Origin of the sequence: Streptomyces sp. NPDC050164, assembly GCF_044459945.1 — a bacterium.
Lineage (GTDB): Bacteria > Actinomycetota > Actinomycetes > Streptomycetales > Streptomycetaceae > Streptomyces > Streptomyces coeruleorubidus_A.
This window is the reverse complement of the sequence record NZ_JBITJK010000062.1, coordinates 1-19320: the sequence shown is the minus strand read 5'-3', so window position 1 is coordinate 19320 and position 19320 is coordinate 1. Positions and strand designations below refer to the sequence as shown.

Sequence of the window (19320 nt, the reverse complement as noted above, 5' to 3'; positions counted from 1 at the left end):
CCAACCCTCAGGTCGTCGACCGCCGCCGCCGAGCCCCCGGCCGCCTCTCGCTCGGCCGCGTCACCGGATCCCCGGCCTCGAGAGCGGCAGCTCTCCGCTTCGCGCCGAAGTCGGCCAGCGCCTCCGCCAGCTTGTGCACCGACGGCTCCGGAGCCATGACGTCCACCCGGAGCCCGTGCTCCTCGGCGGTCTTCGCCGTAGCAGGGCCGATACAGGCGATCACGGTGACGTTGTGCGGCTTCCCGGCGATACCGACCAGGTTCCGCACGGTCGACGACGACGTGAACAGCACGGCGTCGAACCCGCCGCCCTTGATCGCCTCCCGCGTCTCCGCCGGCGGCGGCGAGGCCCGCACGGTCCGGTAGGCCGTGACGTCGTCGACCTCCCAGCCCAGCTCGATCAGCCCGGCGACCAGCGTCTCCGTGGCGATGTCGGCACGCGGCAGGAACACCCGGTCGATCGGGTCGAAGACCGGGTCGTAAGGGGGCCAGTCCTCCAGCAACCCCGCCGCGGACTGCTCCCCGCTCGGCACCAGGTCCGGCTTCACGCCGAAGGCGATCAGCGCCTTGGCCGTCTGCTCGCCGACGGCCGCGACCTTGATGCCGGCGAAGGCACGCGCGTCGAGCCCGTACTCCTCGAACTTCTCCCGCACGGCCTTGACCGCGTTCACCGAGGTGAAGGCGATCCACTCGTAGCGGCCGGTCACGAGCCCCTTGACCGCCCGCTCCATCTGCTGGGGCGTGCGCGGCGGCTCGACGGCGATGGTCGGCACCTCGTGCGGCACGGCCCCGTACGACCGCAGCTGGTCGGAGAGCGACGCCGCCTGCTCCTTGGTGCGCGGCACGAGCACCTTCCAGCCGAACAGCGGCTTGGACTCGAACCACGCGAGCTGGTCGCGCTGGGCGGCGGCGGAACGCTCACCGACCACGGCTATCACCGGCCGGCCGCCGTCGGGCGAGGGCAGCACCTTGGCCTGCTTCAGCGTCTGCGCGATCGTGCCGAGGGTGGCGGTCCAGGTGCGCTGCCGGGTGGTCGTACCGGCGACGGTGACCGTCAGCGGGGTGTCCGGCTTGCGGCCCGCGGAGACGAGCTCGCCGGCCGCCGCGGCGACGGAGTCCAGGGTGGTGGACACGACGACCGTGCCGTCCGACGCCCCGACCTCCGTCCAGCACCGGTCCGACGCCGTGCGCGCGTCGACGAACCGTACGTCCGCGCCCTGCGCGTCCCGCAGCGGCACACCGGCGTACGCGGGCACACCGACGGCGCTCGCGATGCCGGGGACGACCTCGAAGGGCACCCCGGCGGCGGCGCACGCCAGCATCTCCTCGGCGGCGTACGTGTCGAGTCCGGGGTCGCCGGACACCGCACGCACGACCCGCCTGCCGCCCCGTGCGGCCTCCATGACAAGATGTGCGGCATCCCGCACCGCGGGGGCGGCGACGGCGGTTGACGTGCCGTCAACTACCGTCAGCTGGGGCGCTCCTGTGCCCGGCGTCGGATCCTGGGAAGGATCCGAGTCCGTGTGCACTTCGGAGACGCCCTGCCTGGCGTGCTGACGTACGACGTCGAGCACTTCGTGCTCGGCGACGAGGACGTCCGCGTTCGCCAGCGCCTCGACGGCGCGCAGAGTCAGCAGTCCCGGATCTCCGGGTCCGGCACCCAGGAAGGTGACGTGCCCGTGTTCAGGACCGGCGGAAAGGGTGGTGGGGCTCAATGTGCTCGCTCCCCCATCAGACCGGCCGCGCCCTGGGCGAGCATCTCGGCCGCGAGTTCGCGACCGAGCGCCATTGCCCCGTCGTGCGTCTCGGGCACGGGACCGGTGGTGGACAGCTGCACCATGCGCGTGCCGTCGGTGGTGCCGACGACGCCGCGCAGGCGCATTTCCTTGACAATCTGCCGGTCGGCCTGGGGGTCCCCCCGCTCGAGCGGAGCCGAGAGTGGGGGAAGGTCGGCGAGCGCGCCCACAGGGGCGCTGCAACCGGCCTCCAGGGCGGCGAGCAGTGATCGCTCGGCCGTCACGGCGAGCCGCGTGAACGGGTCGTCGAGTTCGGCGAGCGCGGCGAGGAGGTCCGCGTTGCCCGCGGCACACTCGATCGCCAGTGCCCCCTGGCCGGGGGCGGGCAAAACCGTGTCGACCGACAGGAAGTCGGTCACTTCGTCACCCCGGCCGATCCGGTTCAGTCCGGCGGCGGCCAGCACGACGGCGTCGAGTTCGCCGGACCGTACGTATCCGATCCGGGTGTCGACGTTGCCGCGGATCGGGACCGTCGCTATGTCCAGGCCGTGGCTGCGCGCGTACGCGTTGAGCTGGGCCATGCGGCGCGGCGAACCGGTGCCGATGCGGGCCCCGCTCGGCAGGTCGGTGAACTTCAGCGCGTCCCGGGCGACGATCACGTCCCGCGGGTCCTCCCGCGCGGGTACGGCGGCGACCACCAGCTCGTCGGGCTGCGTGGTCGGCAGGTCCTTCAGCGAGTGCACCGCGAAGTCGACCTCGCCCTTGAGCAGCGCGTCGCGCAGGGCGGTCACGAACACACCCGTGCCGCCGATCTGGGCGAGCGCCTCTCGCGAGACGTCGCCGTACGTGGTGATCTCGACGAGCTCGACGGGCCGTCCGGTCACCCGGCTCACGGCCTCGGCCACCTGCCCGGACTGGGCCATGGCGAGCCTGCTCCGCCGGGTACCGAGCCGTAGTGCCTTGTCATTCATGCCGGCCCTCGGTCTTTCTCTGTGCTGTCCTCGGCCCGGGAGACGGCGGCAACCGCTTCCGGGTCGAGGTCGAACAGGGTCCGCAGCGCGTCCGCGTACCCGGCGCCGCCGGGCTCGGCCGCGAGTTGCTTGACCCGTACGGTCGGCGCGTGCAGCAGCTTGTCCACCACGCGCCGCACGGTCTGGGTGATCTCCGCGCGATGCTTGTCGTCGAGGCCGGGCAGCCGCCCGTCCAGGCGGGCGATCTCGCTGGCCACGACATCGGCGGCCATGGTGCGCAGGGCGACCACGGTCGGCGTGATGTGCGCGGCCCGCAGCGCCGCCCCGAAGGCCGCGACCTCGTCGGAGACGATACGCCGGACCTGGTCCACATCGGCAGCCATCGGAGCGCCCGCGGAGGCCTCCGCCAGCGATTCGATGTCCACCAGCCGCACCCCGCCCAGCCGGTGCGCGGCCGCGTCTATGTCGCGCGGCATCGCCAGGTCGAGCAGGAAGAGCACCGGCTCGGGCCGCGGCGGCTCGTCGACCGGCTCGGGCCTGCGCCGCTCGGGGATCCGCCCGACGGTGGCCACGGTCGCGGCGAGCGCGGCGATGGCGTCGGCGTCCGGCGTGGGGTCGAGCGGACCGGCCGTCCCCGGCCTGGCCGCGCGCTGGGCGCCGCCCACCGTGCCGTTGTCCACCCACGCCGCGTGCTGCTCCAGGTCGGCGGCGGCCATACCGGCCACTGCAGCCTCGCCGAGCACGGAGAATCCGGCGGTGCCCTGCACCGCGGGCAGGTCCAGCGGGCAGCCGTCCTCGCCGCCGAGGCCGGTGGCCGGCAGGCTGCCCCGCTCCGTGGCCGCCGTCCGGCCCGGCTCGCCGTCCGGTGCGGGCGGTCCGTCGCCGTCGGCGACCGACGGCGCGGCCGTACGGCCCTCCACCGCGGCGGCGACCGACTCGGCCGTCAGGACCAGGCCCGTCGCGCCGGTGCAGGAGACGGCGACATCGGCACGTGTCAGCTCGACCGGCACCGACTCCATCGGGACCGCGCGGGCCAGCACGTCCGTGTCGTCGCCCTCGGTGAGGATCTGCGCGAGGCGCTCGGCACGGTCGAAGGTGCGGTTGGCGACGACGACCTCGGCGACCCCGGCCCGCGCGAGCGTCGCCGCGGCCAGGGAGGACATCGACCCGGCGCCGATGACCAGGGCCTTCTTGCCCCGGGCCCAGGTCTCCACGTCGCCGCCCTCGGCCAGTTGCTCCAGGCCGAAGGTGACCAGGGACTGGCCGGCGCGGTCGATGCCGGTCTCGGAGTGGGCGCGCTTGCCGACCCTCAGGGCCTGCTGGAACAGGTCGTTCAGCAGCCGGCCCGCGGAGTTCAGCTCCTGCGCGCGGGCCAGGGAGTCCTTGATCTGGCCGAGGATCTGCCCCTCGCCGACGACCATCGAGTCCAGCCCGCAGGCCACCGAGAACAGGTGGTGGACGGCCCGGTCCTCGTAGTGCACGTAGAGATAGGGAGTGAGTTCCTCCAGGCCGACCCCGCTGTGTTGGGCGAGCAGCGTGGACAGTTCGGCGACACCGGCGTGGAACTTGTCCACGTCGGCGTAGAGCTCGATGCGGTTGCAGGTGGCGAGCAGCGCGGCCTCGGCGGCCGGTTCGGCGGCGACCGTGTCCTGGAGCAGCTTGACCTGCGCGTCCGCGGTGAGCGAGGCCCGCTCCAGCACGCTGACCGGGGCGCTGCGGTGGCTGAGTCCGACGACGAGGAGGCTCATGCCGGCATCACGGCGGGCATGTCCCCGTCGGGCCCCTGGTCGGCGGAGTCGCTGCGCGCGGCGGCGGCCGGGACACCGCCGTCGGAGGCGGCGGCCTCCTCGCCGGCCTTGCGCTGCTCGTGGAAGGCGAGGATCTGCAACTCGATGGAGAGGTCGACCTTGCGCACGTCGACGCCGTCCGGGACGGACAGCACGGTCGGCGCGAAGTTCAGGATGGAGGTGACACCGGCGGCCACGAGCCGGTCGCAGACCTGCTGGGCGGCACCGGCGGGGGTGGCGATGACCCCGATCGACACGCCGTTGTCCTGGATGATCTTCTCCAGGTCGTCGGAGTGCTGCACGGGAATCCCGGCGACGGGCTTGCCCGCCATGGCCGGGTCGGCGTCGATCAGCGCGGCGACCCGGAAGCCGCGGGAGGCGAACCCGCCGTAATTGGCCAGGGCGGCGCCGAGGTTGCCGATACCGACGATCACGACCGGCCAGTCCTGGGTGAGGCCCAGTTCGCGGGAGATCTGGTAGACGAGATACTCGACGTCGTAGCCGACGCCCCGGGTCCCGTAGGAGCCGAGGTAGGAGAAGTCCTTGCGCAGCTTCGCGGAATTGACCCCCGCCGCGGCCGCGAGCTCCTCGGAGGAGACCGTGGGCACCGAGCGTTCCGACAGCGCGGTCAGAGCGCGGAGGTACAGCGGAAGCCGGGCGACGGTGGCCTCGGGAATCCCTCGGCTGCGGGTCGCCGGTCGGTGAGTTCGGCCAGTTGCCACGGTGCTCCTGCGGGTAGAGCGGGGCTGTAGGCGGTCATACGTCCCTACATGACCGCCCCGTCGAAAGCAGGCTATGTCTTTGTGAACGCGTGCACAAAGATGGTGTCCGATTTGCCCGGCCAACGTGACCGGGGTCACGCGCCCCCGGCGCACTCGCGGGGAACCGGCACGTACGCACCACTGTTCCTTCACTTCTGGGGGCAAAACCGCACACTCTCCTCTGTGTATCCCGCCCCCGAGACCAGCCACCGTCGATCCTAAGTGACGTTCCGGCCTCTTTGGACTGGTCGGTCAGTTGCGGGACCGGCCGGGATCAGTCGGTCAGCGCCTTGCGCAGACGGTCCTCGTTCACGCGCCAGAACGTGTGCTGCCTGCCGTCCACCAGTACGACCGGGATCTGTTCCCAGTACTGGTCGTGCAGTTCCCGATCCTCGGTGATGTCCTTCTGCTCCCAGGGGACTCCGAGATCACCGCACACCTTCTCCACAACGACCTGTGCGTCATCACACAGATGACAGCCGGGCTTGCGGATCAGGGTGACGAGCCGGTCCCGAGGGGGCCTGCGACGAAAGAGGGGACTCATGTCGGCCATTGTCGCGCGCCGGTGAACAAGGGGAACCCTCACGAAAGCGCCAGCGGACGCGCCGACCACGTCCGTCCCGAGCGACATCCTTAACGACACGCTCGCCGAGAGTTCACAGGCTCCAAACCTCTCGACTCCGGAACCCCCGAACAAACTGGCTATGCTCACGCCATGGCCGCTCTCGGATGGCTCACTCCCCGTAGGCGCTCCGCCACGGCGCGGAGCGTTTTGGCAGGCGAGGCCTCGGCGGAGGCTGCCCGCAAGTCCTCACAGGAGGCCGCCGGCACGACCGAGGAACCGCAGTTCCCGGTCCACGGCGACGACCAGGCCGCCGCCTTCTTCGACTTGGACAACACCGTCATGCAGGGCGCCGCCCTCTTCCACTTCGGTCGGGGCCTGCACAAGCGGAAGTTCTTCGAGACGCGCGACCTCGCGAAGTTCGCCTGGCAGCAGGCGTGGTTCCGGCTGGCCGGGGTCGAGGACCCCGAACACATGCAGGAGGCCCGCGACTCGGCCCTGTCGATCGTCAAGGGCCACCGCGTCGCCGAGCTCCAGTCGATCGGCGAGGAGATCTACGACGAGTACATGGCCGAGCGCATCTGGCCCGGCACCCGCGCCCTGGCCCAGGCCCACCTGGACGCGGGCCAGAGGGTCTGGCTCGTCACGGCGGCCCCCGTCGAGATCGCCCAGGTCATCGCCCGCCGTCTGGGCCTGACCGGCGCCCTGGGCACGGTCGCCGAGTCGGTCGACGGCGTCTACACGGGCAAGCTCGTCGGCGAACCGCTGCACGGCCCCGCGAAGGCCGAGGCGGTCCGCGCGCTGGCCGCGGCCGAGGGCCTGGACCTCAGCCGCTGCGCCGCCTACAGCGACTCGCACAACGACATCCCGATGCTGTCCCTGGTCGGCCACCCCTACGCCATCAACCCGGACTCCAAGCTGCGCAAGCACGCCCGCGAGCTGGACTGGCGCCTGCGCGACTACCGCACCGGCCGCAAGGCCGCCAAGGTCGGCATCCCGGCCGCGGCCGGCGTGGGCGCGGTGGCCGGCGGCACGGCGGCGGCGATCGCCCTGCACCGCCGCCGTCGCTGACGACCGGTCAAGCCGACGACCGATCAATCCGGGACACCTTCGTTTACGGGATGACAACCCCCGTAAATCCAACTGGCGTACCCCCACAACCTCGTATCCAGTCCTCTTGGCTGCACACGGCCACAACACGCCCTGAACCCAGCCGCAATCCGAACCTTTTCGATCAACAACCGTTCACGCTCTGACACTTGATGCGGCGTCAATGGGTTACGGAAGCGACGGAATCGATGATTTGAGCAACTCGGTGTAGCAAGGCCTACACGAAGCGTTATTCTCCTCAGACGCAAACCGGTACCCCTCCGTCGCTACGACGGGTGAAAGGTCCCGCACTGCACGTGATGGAAGCTCTGCCTCTGGGAGTCCCGTGTACCCACACGTCGGGGTTGACGCCTCGGGCCTGGCTACGCTGCGCGCAACGGTCCTCGACCTGTTGCGCGGCTTCGTCCCCACCGCGTACGCCGGCCCCGCATTCGCCACCGCCGCGCCCGTAGGCCCGTGCTATGCACTGGCCGACGGCAGCGCCGCGGTCGGCAGACGAGGGCGCCCGTCCGGCGCGGCCACCGCCCGACGGCCGGCGGCGGACAGCGACAGCGCCCGCATGATGGACCTCGTGGAGCGCGCCCAGGCCGGCGAGTCCGATGCCTTCGGCCGCCTCTACGACCAATACAGCGACACCGTCTACCGGTACATCTACTACCGGGTCGGAGGAAAGGCGACCGCCGAAGACCTCACCAGCGAGACCTTTTTGCGCGCCCTGCGCCGCATCGGCACGTTCACCTGGCAGGGCCGGGACTTCGGCGCCTGGCTCGTCACCATCGCCCGCAACCTCGTAGCCGACCACTTCAAGTCCAGCCGCTTCCGCCTCGAGGTCACCACCGGCGAGATGCTCGACGCCAACGAGGTCGAGCGCTCCCCCGAGGACTCCGTCCTGGAGTCCCTCTCCAACGCCGCCCTGCTCGACGCCGTGCGGCGACTCAACCCCCAGCAGCAGGAGTGCGTGACACTCCGCTTCCTCCAGGGCCTCTCCGTCGCCGAGACCGCCCGCGTGATGGGCAAGAACGAGGGCGCGATCAAGACCCTCCAGTACCGGGCCGTCCGCACCCTCGCCCGGCTCCTCCCGGAAGACGCCCGCTGACCGGACCGTACGCTCGGCGACGGTCAACTCACGTTCCGTGAGAGTCCGTTGGCTTCCGCATCCGATCATCCGGCGTCCGTAACCCAAGTGCCGCGCCGCTCGTTGTGCGGGGTGCAGGCTCCCTGTGGTCACCCCCTGACCGACTCCGATCACTCGATCGTGTGGTCGTGGTCAGGGTGTGCGACCCTCAGGACCCCCTGGGGAGTCGACCGTCATGACGAGAGGAGGTGCCGCCAGTGATCGCGAACGTATCGGCGCACCGGCGGGCGAACGCCTTCGCCCAGGCCCTTCAGGAGCAGTCCGAGCAGGGCACGGCGGCCGAGCAGTCCGAAGGATCGGCACCGGCCCCGGCCGCTGTGGAGCGGACCGAACAGGCACGCCTGCTGGCGCTCGCCTCCGGTCTCGACGCGCTGCCCAAGCCGGAGCTCGACCCGGAGGTCAAGGTCGTCCAGCGGGCCCAGCTGGTGGCCGCCTTCGAGGCCATGCTCCAGGAGGGCACCGCGGGCGGCGGGGCGACGGACGGCGCAGTCCCCGAGCAGCGCTCCCCCAGGGCCCGTGGCGCCCACCGCGCGAGCCCACTGAAGAAGTTCCGGCCCCGTTCCCGCCTCGCCAAGGGTCTCACCGCGGGCGGGCTCAGCGTGGGCGTGGCCGCGAGCGCCTTCGGCGGAGTCGCCGCCGCCAGCTCCGACGCCCTGCCCGGCGACTCGCTCTACGGCCTCAAGCGCGGCATCGAGGACGTCAAACTCGGCCTCGCCGACGGAGTCGACGAGCGGGGCCGGGTCCATCTCGACCACGCCTCCACCCGGCTCAGCGAAGCCCGCCGCCTGATGGAGCGAGGCCGCAGCGGCCCCCTGGACCACGAGTCCCTGGGCGAGATCCGCCGCGCCCTGTCCGGCATGCGGCACGAAGCGTCGGAAGGCCACCGGCTGCTGAGCGAGGCATACGAGCGCGACCCGGACTCCCTGGACCCCATCCAGGCCCTGTCCTCGTTCTCCCACTCCCACCGCGAGGCCTGGGGCGAACTGCGCGAGAGGCTCCCCGTCCAGCTCGGGGACGTCAGCGACCAGGTGTCGTCGGTGTTCGACGCCATAGAGGAGGATGTCGCCCCGCTGCGGTCCCTGCTGCCCGAGCCCCCCGCCAGGAGTGACGGCGACGGCAACCGGCAGGGCGCCTCCGAGTCGGCCTCCACCGGCTCCTCCGCCACCGACCGGTCGGCCCGGCCCAGCGACAGCGGCCGCGGCCACTCCGACGACGAGGGCAACGCCGGCTCCGGCAGTCCCAGCCGCTCGGCCGGCTCCGGCAGCGACAGCGACGGCCTGCTCGGCGGCAACACCGGCGGCCTGCTCGACCCGCCGCAGGACAGCGACGCGAGCACCTCGCCGTCGGCGGAGGGCGACACGGCCGTCCCCGAGCCGCACGTGACGCTCTCGCCGCTCCTGCCCGATCTGCTGCCCGGGCTGGGCATCAACAGCGAGGACGCCGACTAGCCGGCGGTACGGCAGTGGGGGCGCCCCTGGGAAGGGGCGCCCCCATCGTCGTAGGCAGGAACGGCCTCAGTCGTAACGCACTGCCTCAGAAGAAGACCGACCGGCGCTGCACCAGCAGCTTGTACAACGTGTGCTGGATCTGCTCCCTGACCTGGTCGGTCAGGTTGAACATCAGCATCGGGTCCTCGGCGGCCTCCGGCGGATAGCCGTCCGTCGGGATCGGCTCGCCGAACTGGATCGTCCACTTGGTCGGCAGTGGCACCGCCCCGAGCGGCCCGAGCCACGGGAACGTGGGCGTGATCGGGAAATACGGGAAGCCCAGCAGACGGGCCACCGTCTTCGCGTTGCCGATCATCGGGTAGATCTCCTCGGCCCCGACGATCGAGCAGGGCACGATCGGCGTCCCGGCGCGCAGGGCGGTCGAGACGAAACCACCACGACCGAAGCGCTGGAGCTTGTAACGGTCCGCGAAGGGCTTGCCGAGGCCCTTGAAGCCCTCCGGCATCACCCCGACCACCTCGCCCTGCTCCAGCAGCCGGGACGCGTCCTCAGCGCAGGCCAGGGTGTGACCGAGCTTGCGGGCCAGCTCGTTGACCACCGGCAGCATGAACACCAGGTCCGCGGCGAGCAGCCGCAGATGCCGGCCCGCCGGGTGGTTGTCGTGCACGGCGACCTGCATCATCAGGCCGTCCATCGGCAGCGTCCCGGAGTGGTTGGCGACGATCAGGGCGCCGCCCTCGGACGGGATGTTCTCGATGCCCTTCACCTCGACCCGGAAGTACTTCTCGTACAGCGGGCGCAGCAGGGACATCAGGACCTGGTCGGTGAGTTCCTCGTCGTAGCCGAAGTCGTCGACCTCGTAGTCCCCGGTGAGGCGGCGGCGCAGGAAGGCCAGGCCGCCCGCGATACGCCGCTCCAGGCCGCCGTCGCCGCCCTGGAGCCCCTCCGGCGGTTGTTCCTCAGAAGTCACAGGAACATCATCCTGCGGAACAGCCCTGGTGGGCAGGGGCTGCACCTCACGGACCGGCCCCGAGTCCGTGCCCGGGCGCCGGCTCCCCGCGCTCCGGCGCCGCTGCGGACGCTGCACGGCGCCCCCGCGGGACCGGTCGTCGTCGAACGGAATGACCTTGGCATCCGCCATCGTTGATGCGCTCCTCAGTTGGCGCTCTGCGTCGGGGGGTGGCCGCCGCCCGCGAGGGGCAGCGCGGCGATCCGGTCGACGGCCCCCGCAAGGGCCTCCGGCGGAAGAAGTCCGGGTCCTTGGCTGCGTGCGAAGTCCGCGAACGTCTCCGCGGTCGTGTACTTGGGCTGGAATCCCAGCGTCTCGCGCATCTGGCCCGTGGCCACGACCCGGCCGTGGGTGAGCAGCCGGATCTGCTCGGGCGAGAAGTCCGACATGCCCAGCGTACGCACCAGCGAGCCCGCCCAGGTGACGGCCGGGAGCAGCAGGGGCACGGTGGGGCGTCCGAGGCGCCTGGAGCACTGCGAGAGCAGCAGCACACCGTCGCCGGCGATGTTGAAGGTGCCGCTGTTGAGCGTGCCCCGCGTGGGCTCGTGCGAGGCGATCCGCAGCACCTCGATCACGTCGTCCTCGTGCACGAACTGAAGCCGCGGGTCGTAGCCGAACACGGTCGGCAGCACCGGCAGCGAGAAGTACGAGACGAGCGGTGTGTCCGCGGTCGGGCCGAGGATGTTGGCGAACCGCAGCACGCAGACGGCCACGTCGGGCCTGCGCCGCGCGAAGCCGCGGACATAGCCCTCGACCTCCACCGTGTCCTTGGCGAAGCCGCCGCTGGGCAGCGACTTGGGCGGGGTCGTCTCGGTGAAGACGGCCGGGTCGCGCGGCGCGGACCCGTAGACGTTCGTGCTGGACTTCACGATCAGCCGCCGCACGTTCGGGGACTTCTGGCAGGCACCGAGCAGCTGCATCGTGCCGATGACGTTGGTCTCCTTCAGGGAGGCCCGGTTGCCGCTGCCCAGCGGCGTGCCCGTCACGTCCAGGTGGACGATCGTGTCGGCGCCCGTCTCGGCGAGCACCCGCGCGATGGTGGGCTGCCGGATGTCGGCCTGGACGAAGTCCGCGCCGCCCAGATGGTGCTCGGGCGGCACCGCGTCCACGGCGACGACCCGGTCCACGTCGGGGTCACGCTGGATCCGCCGTACGAACCGGCCCCCCAGCTGGCGGGCCACACCGGTCACGAGCACGACCTTGCCCAAGATCAGCGCCTTTCTTCCAGAAAACCTCTTGCCCCCGCCGCGTTCCCCCGTGGGGCCAACTTAGCGGGTCGGCGTTGCGCTGTGATGACCGCACGATGCGCGAAGTGACGACAAGCAGCCGGACGTACGAGCCGGAACACGTGTGGCCCCCCACCGGTGGGTGGGGGGCCACAGCAACGCTCTCGCGGCGTCCGCGTCGCGAACTTACTTCTTGTTGCGACGCTGAACGCGCGTGCGCTTGAGCAGCTTGCGGTGCTTCTTCTTGGCCATCCGCTTGCGCCGCTTCTTGATAACAGAGCCCACGACTACCCTCGCTCACTTCTCATCACTCGGTGCTGGGCGCCGGGGCCCACACGACCTACGAGGGGCCAGCCTACCCGCCCGAGCGCTGAGGTCGTAATCGAGGGGGCCAGGGTGATCCCGAGTGCCCTGTGAGGGATCACCCCGCCCCAGCCGTCAGGCGGTTTCCACCCCCACGTAACTCTCGCGGAGGTACTCGTGAACCGCTTGCTCCGGGACGCGGAAGGACCGCCCCACACGGATCGCGGGCAGATGACCGCTGTGCACCAACCGGTACACGGTCATCTTCGACACTCGCATCACCGAGGCGACTTCCGCCACGGTAAGGAACTGAACCTCGTTCAGAGGCCTCTCGCCAGCTGCAGCCATGACACACCTGAACCTTCCGCACTCGACGGCCACCGGCTTCCCCTTCCGGTGACTCTTCGTCGCTGCGTGCTCACTCCCCAATGTAGGTGCGGGTGATGCGAGTGGGGAAGAGGTGCACCCATCGGCGGCCTACTGTGACAGACACGCCCGATTGAGCACGTAGCGGGTAAGCGGCAGGTAGTAATCAGACCGCACTCCGTCATCAAGTGGAACGACGACGGAGACGGACCCCTCCGCCTCACCGACGAACGGGGCGGGGTCGTCCGTATCGGCCGGCCCGATGGCCTCGAACCCCAGCTGACCTGCCCCGCAGACCCACCCATGGTCCCCGATCACCAGGTCGGGAAGGGGCCCGCCGACCTCCGCGGCAGCGGCCAACACGGTACGAACCGGGAGAGGTGAGTGCGTATGTGCGCCGGGCTCACAACCGGGGCGTTCCACCCCGGCTCCCCGCACCAGCGCGACTCCTCGTACGTAGTCGAGGTTGTACGTACGTAGGCCGAACCGGGTCGTTATGTCGACACAACGACCCTGCGCGGGGGTGAGGATCTCACACCCCGCCGCCGACAGCGCGTCTGCCAAAGCGGCGTAGAAACCGAGCAGCCGGTGGGGGTGCCCGGTGCCGAGGAGCACGGGTGCGCTCCGCCGGGCGGCCTCGGCGAGGCGCTCCGCGAAGGCGTCCAGCGCGGCCAGGGTGCGCCCCGGATCGATCACGTCCTGGCCGGAAACCCGACGGCAATCGGCCGAAACGCCGCACCGGTCCGCCATCAGCTCGATCACGTCCCGCTGGCTCCAGGCCCCTTCGGGATCCAGCCCGAGGAGCACCCGGGGATCCCGGGCGGCGAACAGCCGGTAACTCCGCAGGCTCTCCTCACGAGACGTGGCCACGGTCCCGGCGAGGCGTGCGCCCACCAGGTGCGCACGAAGGGCTTCGGGGGTCAGCACGAGGAGATCGTGCGCGACACAGGCCCCAGGTGTCCCCAGAACCGGGGAACACCCCACGGTCGGCCTACGAGAGGGCCGACCCGGTCAGGCCAGCAGCCCCCGCAGCGGGAACACCGCCCGCCGAGCCGCCAGCACCGCCTGGTCCAGCCGGTCCGCGGGGTCGTAGCCCTCATCCCAGCCGGGGAAGGCCACGGGCCATCGCCCGTCCGTCATCCGCGCCGGGGCCAACTGCCGCGTCCGGGCGAACGCTTCCTGCCGCCAGCCCTCGGGAATCATCGCCTCGGGCGCCACGGCCCGGCCCGCCGCGATCGCGACCAGATGCGTCCACGACCGCGGCACGACGTCCACCACGGCGTAGCCGCCCCCGCCCAGCGCCACCCACCGCCCGTCGGCGTACTCGTGTGCCAGATCGTGACAGGCCACCTGCACCGCCCGCTGCGCGTCCAGCGACACCGCCAGATGCGCCAGCGGATCCTCGAAGTGCGTGTCGGCCCCGTGCTGCGTCACCATCACCTGCGGCCGGAAGTCGGCGATCAGCTCCGGCACGACCGCGTGGAACGCCCGCAGCCACCCGGCGTCCCCCGTCCCGGCCGGCAGCGCCACGTTCACCGCCGAGCCCTCCGCGGAGTCCGCCCCGGTCTCCTCCGGCCACCCGGTCTGCGGGAACAGCGTCCGGGGATGCTCGTGCAACGAGATCGTCAGCACCCGCGGGTCCTCCCAGAACGCCGCCTGCACCCCGTCCCCGTGATGCACGTCGACGTCGATGTACGCCACCCGCTCGGCCCCGAGCTCCAGCAGCCGGGCGATCGCCAGCGACGCGTCGTTGTAGATGCAGAACCCGGACGCCCCGCCCGGCATCGCGTGGTGCAGCCCGCCCGCGAAGTTCACCGCGTGCAGCGCCTCCCCCCGCCACACGGCCTCCGCGGCCCCCACCGACTGCCCGGCGATCAGCGCCGACACCTCGTGCATCCCGGCGAAGGCCGGATCGTCCATCGTCCCCAGCCCGTACGACTGGTCCGCCGCCCCGGGATCCACCGACGCGGCCTTCACCGCCGCGATGTAGTCCTGCCGGTGGACGAGCCGCAGCGTCGACTCCCCGGCCGCCTTCGCGGCGACCACCTCCACCTCACGGTCCAGCCCGAAGGCATCGACCAGTCCCCGGGTCAGGGCGAGCCGGACCGGGTCCATCGGATGCCCGGGACCAAAGTCATAGCCCGTTACTGCCTCGTCCCACATCAGCTGTGCGCGGCCGCTCATGCCCGCCACCGTATCGGTCCGGTTGAGCCGCGAACGACCGGGCGTACACCAACGTCACCAGCACCAACACCATCGGCACGACCATCGCCCCGCGGTAGCTCCACAGGTCCCCGAGCACACCGACCAACGGCGAACCGATCAAAAACCCCACATAGTTGAAGACATTCAGTCGCGCGACGGCCGTATCCGAAGCCCCCGGGAACAGCCGGCCGGCCGCCGCGAACGTCTGCGGCACCAGCACACACAACCCCAGCCCCAGCAGCGTGAACCCCAGCATCCCCACCCACGCCCCGGGAGCCCCCGCCACCACGGCGAACCCACCCGCCGCCACCAGCGCCCCACCCCGCACGACGGCCACGGCCCCGAACCGCCGCACCCCCAGGTCCCCGATCGTCCGCCCCAGCAGCGTGGTGACCATGTACACGTTGTACGGCACGGTCGCCATCTGCTCCGAAGACCCGAGCACATCCTTCAGGTACTTCGCGCTCCAGTTGGAGACCGTGGAGTCCCCGATATAGGCGACGGTCATCACCAGACACAGAGGCAGCAGCCACTTGAAGGCGACGGCCTGGCCCTCCCCGGCAGCCTTCCCCTCCGCCACGGGTGCCGCGTCCCGGTCGTCGACGTACCACCGGCTCCCCACCAGCACAGTCGGCAGCAGCACCGCCACGACCGGCAGATACGACACCCACAACGCCAGATCCCAGTGCGCCCCCACCCACGCCAGCGAGGCCCCTACGATCCCGCCCAGGCTGTAGGCCGCGTGGAAACTGAGCATGATGCTGCGCCCGTACGACCGCTGAAGGCTCACCCCGAGCATGTTCATCGACGCGTCCAGCACCCCGACGGCCAGCCCGAACACCGCGAGCGCGACGCCCAGTTCCACCATCCGCTCCCCGGCCCCGACCCCGAGCAGCGCCAACAGCACCACGGGCTGGGACCACCGCAACAGCCGGCTCGGCGGCACCCGCCTCACCAGCCGCTCGGTGCTCACGCTCCCGACCCCGGCCAGGATCGGCACAGCGGCCAGGAAGGCGGGCAGCAGCGCGTCGGAGACCCCGTACCGGTCCTGGATGGCCGGAATCCGCGTCACGAGCAGAGCGAAGGCGACCCCCTGCACCAAGAAGCTGAACGCCAACGAGCCCCTGCCGCGCCGCAGCACATCAGTCATGGCGGCGAGCGTAGGGCCCCGGCTTACCGGTGGGTAGATCCCGCCAAAGATGAATTCGGTTCAGCTTCTACGTCCCACACATGAGCAGGTCTGTCAGCTCCCCCATGTCGGAGAAGAGCCGCCCGGCCCCGGCCAGCCTCTCCGCCGGCGTCATCGCGGTGAACCCGTACACGTCCATCCCTGCCGCAACTGCCGCCTGCACCCCCAGCGGACTGTCCTCGACGACGACACACCGCTCCGGCGCGACCCCCATTCGCTCGGCCGCGTACAGGAACAGATCGGGAGCCGGCTTCCCCTTCCCCACGTCCTGCGAGCTGAAGATCCGCCCCTGGTCGAACCACCGATCGAGCCCGGTCGTCCGGTGCCCCACCCGGATCCGCTCATGACTCCCGGACGAGGCCACGCAGTACGGCACGGAGTCGGCGGCAAGCTTCTGCAGGAGCTCCTCCACGCCGACCACCGGCTTCAAGTCCCGCTCGAAGGCCGCGAAGACCCGGGCATGGAACACGTCGTCGAAGTCCACCGGCAGCCGCCGCCCGGTCCGCTCCGCGACCAGGTCGTGTACGCGGTGCATGGCAGCGCCCATGTAGTCGCGCAGGGAGTCCTCATAGGACGTCGGGAGCCCGAGTTCGGTCAGATAGGCGGCCAGGAGCCGGTTGGAGATGGGCTCACTGTCGACCAGGACACCATCATTGTCGAAGATCACGAGGTCATAGCGCATGGCTCGACCCTAAGAGCTCGTAACACGATCATGGGCGGGCTTTCTTGAGGCGTCTCCAGCAGATGAGGCCGCAGGCGAGGGAGACGAGGGCGTCGTGCAGGTCGAGGCGTCGTTCCCAGCGGACGGCCAGCCGTTTGAAGTGGTGCAGGAGCGAGAAGGTCTGCCTCACGCCCCGCACTCCTCGCGGCGCAGGAAGGTCGCTAGGAGGAGGGCGACGGCGCACAGCGCGACCGCGGTCGTCATGACCATGGACGGGCCTGAGCGGTCGAGCGCGACGGAGCCGGCGAGGGCGCCCAGGGCGATCGAGACGTTGAAGGACAGGACGTAGAGGGAGGTCGCGGCTTCCCGGGCATGGGGCACGCTGCGGAAGATCAGGGTCTGCAGGGCGACCGGCAGGGCCGAGTAGGCGATGCCCCAACTGAGCAGAAAGGCGACCGCCCCGGGCTGCCAGGTACCGGCCGCAAGGAGAAGCGCCAGGGACACGCCAGTGCCGGCGATGAGGCCGATGACCACCGTGCGCAAGGTCATGCGCCCGATGACGGCGCCCGCCAGGAAGTTGCCGGCCACGCCCGCCACTCCGAAGCAGAGCAGCAGGCTTCCGATCATGCCCGGCGCCAACCCGACATTCCGGAGCAGGAACGGAGTGACGTAGGTGTAGGCGGCATAGTGCGCGATGACGACGACGGCGGTCACCGCCAGCGCCGCGCGCAGGTTGCCCCGCCTCAGCAGGCGGGGCAGGTCGGAGAGGAAGACTCCGCCACGGGGAGGCATCGCCGGCATCAGTACCGCGGTGGCCCCCAGGGCGAGGGCACTGCACACGGCCAGCCCCCAGAAGGCGGCCCGCCAGTTCAGCCACTGGCCGACCATGGTGCCCAGGGGGACCCCGATGACCGACGCCAGGGATATGCCCGAGAACACCACGGCCGTAGCGCGCACGGACAGGTTCGCGGGAACCAGGCGTACGGCAATGCTCGCCACGATCGCCCACAGGACGCCGTGGATGAATCCGACGAGGAGTCTGACGAGCATGAGCCAGGTGCAGTTCGTGGCCGTCGCGGTGAGGACGTTGCCCGCGACGAAGACGGCCAGGATGACGATCAGGAGCCGCTTGCGGTCGAGGCGGCGGGTGGCGGCGGTGAGAACCGGGGCGAGTAAGCCCGCGAACACGCCGTACAAGGTGACGGTCAGTCCGATCGTCCCCTCGGACACTCTCAGGTCGGCCGCCATCTCGGGCAGCAGGCCGATGGGCATCGTCTCGGTCGCGGTCACCGTGAAGACGGCGGAGGCGACGGCCAGGACCGCCGGCCACCCTCCAGCAGACGTCGCCGCGGCCGGCGGAAGGGGGCGGGGTACTCGGGTGGACGGCGATGTGTGCTGGTCCGAACCTGCCACGTCATGCTCTCCAGGAGGGGAGGAGGTGGGCCAAGGGCGCTCTTGGCCGGGAATCCCCCGTCGGGCGGGCACACGACCCCGTCGCCGCCTCTGAACCATTGGGGCGAGTGATGGCGGCGCGTACATGTCGCTCCAGACCGCTGGATCCAGCGTACGTTGCGGATCATGCCGTGAGCCCGCCAGGGCCGGCGGATCATCACCAAGCGGAGAATCCAGCCACCGCGACCGGCCGGATGCTCCTGCGTCGCTTCAGGTGCGATGCGATGCCGCGTGTCCTATGCGGTGCCGGGACCGTCGAGGAAGCGAAGCAGCACTGCGGCCTCCGCGCGGAGCCGCGCGCCTCGGTCAGCGTGCGCGGGCGCAGTCAACTGCGCTGCCACCTCCAGTCGCTCGGCGGCCTCAGCGCCCTCGACATCCACCACACTGCGCTCGCTCAGCTCACGCCGCGCTGCTTCGATGGATCATGGGCGGGCTTTCTTGAGGCGTCTCCAGCAGATGAGGCCGCAGGCGAGGGAGACGAGGGCGTCGTGCAGGTCGAGGCGTCGTTCCCAGCGGACGGCCAGCCGTTTGAAGTGGTGCAGGAGCGAGAAGGTCTGCTCGACGACGTAGCGGAGCTTGCCCCGGCCCTTGATGTTCGGGGAGCCCTTGCGGGAGATCACCGGCAGGATCCGGCGCCTGCGCAGCTCACGCCGGTTGGGGTTGCTGTCGTAGCCCTTGTCGCCGAGCAGAGCGTCGGGGCGCCTGCGTGGTCGTCCGGGTTTGCCGGCCACGGACGGGATGCCGTCGACCAGGGCCAGGGTCTGCGTGACGTCGTTGACGTTGGCCGCGGTGGTGATGACCTTGAACGGGGTGCCCTTCCCGTCGCAGATCAGGTGGTGCTTACTGCCCGTCTTCCCGCGGTTCGACCGGCGACGGGCCGGTGGCCTCGCCCCCTTTTTCGCGCGGATGTGGGAGGCATCCACGCAGGCCCTGGTCCAGTCGAGTGCGTCGGCGGCATGCAATTCGGCGAGCAGCAGGCGGTGCAGCTTCTCGAAGACGACGGCCTCGTGCCACCGCCCGAGTCGACGCCAGCAGGTCTGCCCAGAGCCGAAGCCCAGTTCCAGCGGCAGCAGTTGCCAGCTGATGTCGTTGTAGAGCACGTACAGGATGCCCTGCAGGCACAGCCGGTCATCCACCGGCTTCGGGCCGGGAGCCTTCTGCGGCCAGGGCGGCAGCAACGGCTCGATCAGCGCCCACGGTTCGTCATCCATGATCCACGGCAGATGTCCCACACCTCACGAACGGCGGAATCGTCGCCCTGGTCACGCCCGACCAGCACACCTCAACAAGATCGTGTTGCGAGCTCTAAACGCAGAAAACCCCCGCATCCGAAGATGCGGGGGTTTTCCCAATAATTGTTCGGCGGCGTCCTACTCTCCCACAGGGTCCCCCCTGCAGTA

General features: G+C 70.7%; 19 protein-coding genes and 1 pseudogene. 3 read left to right on the top strand and 17 right to left on the bottom strand.

Annotated elements, in window-relative coordinates; all coding sequences use genetic code 11:
- Positions 1-7: 7 nt before the first annotated feature.
- From ACIBNA_RS42855 to ACIBNA_RS42835, 5 genes are all read right to left on the bottom strand, one after another.
- Positions 8-1714, bottom strand: a complete 1707-nt coding sequence (locus ACIBNA_RS42855) for a uroporphyrinogen-III synthase (protein WP_399170777.1) — start codon at positions 1712-1714, stop codon at positions 8-10.
- Complete coding sequence (hemC, locus tag ACIBNA_RS42850) at positions 1711-2706, bottom strand: hydroxymethylbilane synthase (protein WP_399170776.1); 996 nt, start codon at positions 2704-2706, stop codon at positions 1711-1713. The genes ACIBNA_RS42855 and hemC overlap by 4 nt, the downstream gene beginning before the upstream one ends.
- Complete coding sequence (locus ACIBNA_RS42845; RefSeq protein WP_399170775.1) at positions 2703-4454, bottom strand: glutamyl-tRNA reductase; 1752 nt, start codon at positions 4452-4454, stop codon at positions 2703-2705. The genes hemC and ACIBNA_RS42845 overlap by 4 nt, the downstream gene beginning before the upstream one ends.
- The gene (locus ACIBNA_RS42840; protein ID WP_086603660.1) at positions 4451-5215 is read right to left on the bottom strand and encodes a redox-sensing transcriptional repressor Rex; all 765 of its coding nucleotides are present in this window, start codon (positions 5213-5215) and stop codon (positions 4451-4453) included. Before ACIBNA_RS42840 ends, ACIBNA_RS42845 begins: the two co-directional genes overlap by 4 nt.
- A 313-nt stretch (positions 5216-5528) precedes the next feature.
- On the bottom strand, positions 5529-5807 hold the full coding sequence (locus tag ACIBNA_RS42835) for a glutaredoxin family protein (RefSeq protein ID WP_086603661.1): 279 nt from the start codon (positions 5805-5807) through the stop codon (positions 5529-5531).
- A gap of 162 nt (positions 5808-5969) precedes the next feature.
- Here ACIBNA_RS42835 and ACIBNA_RS42830 point away from each other — a divergent pair, with 162 nt between their 5' ends.
- From ACIBNA_RS42830 to ACIBNA_RS42820, 3 genes are all read left to right on the top strand, one after another.
- Complete coding sequence (locus ACIBNA_RS42830) at positions 5970-6887, top strand: HAD family hydrolase (RefSeq protein WP_399170774.1); 918 nt, start codon at positions 5970-5972, stop codon at positions 6885-6887.
- A 364-nt stretch (positions 6888-7251) separates the two neighbouring features.
- Positions 7252-8022 carry an ECF subfamily RNA polymerase sigma factor, BldN family gene (locus ACIBNA_RS42825; RefSeq protein WP_086852376.1) on the top strand — a complete coding sequence of 257 codons (771 nt, stop codon included), beginning with the start codon at positions 7252-7254 and terminating at the stop codon, positions 8020-8022.
- Positions 8023-8258: 236 nt separating this feature from the next.
- The gene (locus ACIBNA_RS42820) at positions 8259-9509 is read left to right on the top strand and encodes a DUF5667 domain-containing protein (protein WP_399170773.1); all 1251 of its coding nucleotides are present in this window, start codon (positions 8259-8261) and stop codon (positions 9507-9509) included.
- An 85-nt stretch (positions 9510-9594) separates the two neighbouring features.
- On the opposite strand, the gene ACIBNA_RS42815 is transcribed toward ACIBNA_RS42820, so the two are convergent.
- The 12 genes and pseudogenes from ACIBNA_RS42815 to ACIBNA_RS42760 all read right to left on the bottom strand — a co-directional run bounded on the left by ACIBNA_RS42815 (position 9595) and on the right by ACIBNA_RS42760 (position 19131).
- Positions 9595-10650 (bottom strand): lysophospholipid acyltransferase family protein, encoded by a 1056-nt coding sequence (locus ACIBNA_RS42815; protein ID WP_399170772.1) that lies wholly within the window; start codon positions 10648-10650, stop codon positions 9595-9597.
- Positions 10651-10664: 14 nt separating this feature from the next.
- Positions 10665-11726, bottom strand: coding sequence for an NAD-dependent epimerase/dehydratase family protein (locus ACIBNA_RS42810; protein ID WP_399170771.1), 1062 nt, complete (start codon positions 11724-11726; stop codon positions 10665-10667).
- A gap of 204 nt (positions 11727-11930) precedes the next feature.
- Positions 11931-12029: a 30S ribosomal protein bS22 gene (locus ACIBNA_RS42805; protein WP_003948845.1), complete on the bottom strand. Its 99-nt coding sequence runs from the start codon at positions 12027-12029 to the stop codon at positions 11931-11933.
- A 153-nt stretch (positions 12030-12182) separates the two neighbouring features.
- Positions 12183-12395 carry a helix-turn-helix domain-containing protein gene (locus ACIBNA_RS42800; protein ID WP_004984898.1) on the bottom strand — a complete coding sequence of 71 codons (213 nt, stop codon included), beginning with the start codon at positions 12393-12395 and terminating at the stop codon, positions 12183-12185.
- A 129-nt stretch (positions 12396-12524) separates the two neighbouring features.
- Complete coding sequence (locus tag ACIBNA_RS42795) at positions 12525-13340, bottom strand: phosphatase (RefSeq protein ID WP_399170770.1); 816 nt, start codon at positions 13338-13340, stop codon at positions 12525-12527.
- 84 nt (positions 13341-13424) lie between these two features.
- Positions 13425-14597, bottom strand: a complete 1173-nt coding sequence (locus ACIBNA_RS42790) for an acetoin utilization protein AcuC (protein WP_399170769.1) — start codon at positions 14595-14597, stop codon at positions 13425-13427.
- Positions 14548-15768, bottom strand: coding sequence for an MFS transporter (locus tag ACIBNA_RS42785; protein ID WP_399170767.1), 1221 nt, complete (start codon positions 15766-15768; stop codon positions 14548-14550). The genes ACIBNA_RS42790 and ACIBNA_RS42785 overlap by 50 nt, the downstream gene beginning before the upstream one ends.
- 67 nt (positions 15769-15835) lie before the next feature.
- Positions 15836-16489, bottom strand: coding sequence for an HAD family hydrolase (locus ACIBNA_RS42780; RefSeq protein ID WP_399170765.1), 654 nt, complete (start codon positions 16487-16489; stop codon positions 15836-15838).
- A 28-nt stretch (positions 16490-16517) separates the two neighbouring features.
- Positions 16518-16658, bottom strand: coding sequence for a hypothetical protein (locus ACIBNA_RS42775; RefSeq protein ID WP_399170764.1), 141 nt, complete (start codon positions 16656-16658; stop codon positions 16518-16520).
- Positions 16655-17881 carry an MFS transporter gene (locus tag ACIBNA_RS42770; RefSeq protein ID WP_399170763.1) on the bottom strand — a complete coding sequence of 409 codons (1227 nt, stop codon included), beginning with the start codon at positions 17879-17881 and terminating at the stop codon, positions 16655-16657. The genes ACIBNA_RS42775 and ACIBNA_RS42770 overlap by 4 nt, the downstream gene beginning before the upstream one ends.
- A 275-nt stretch (positions 17882-18156) precedes the next feature.
- Positions 18157-18336, bottom strand: a pseudogene (locus tag ACIBNA_RS42765) (hypothetical protein); the annotation flags it as partial.
- 6 nt (positions 18337-18342) lie between these two features.
- Complete coding sequence (locus tag ACIBNA_RS42760; RefSeq protein WP_399170762.1) at positions 18343-19131, bottom strand: IS5 family transposase; 789 nt, start codon at positions 19129-19131, stop codon at positions 18343-18345.
- Positions 19132-19320: the final 189 nt, after the last annotated feature.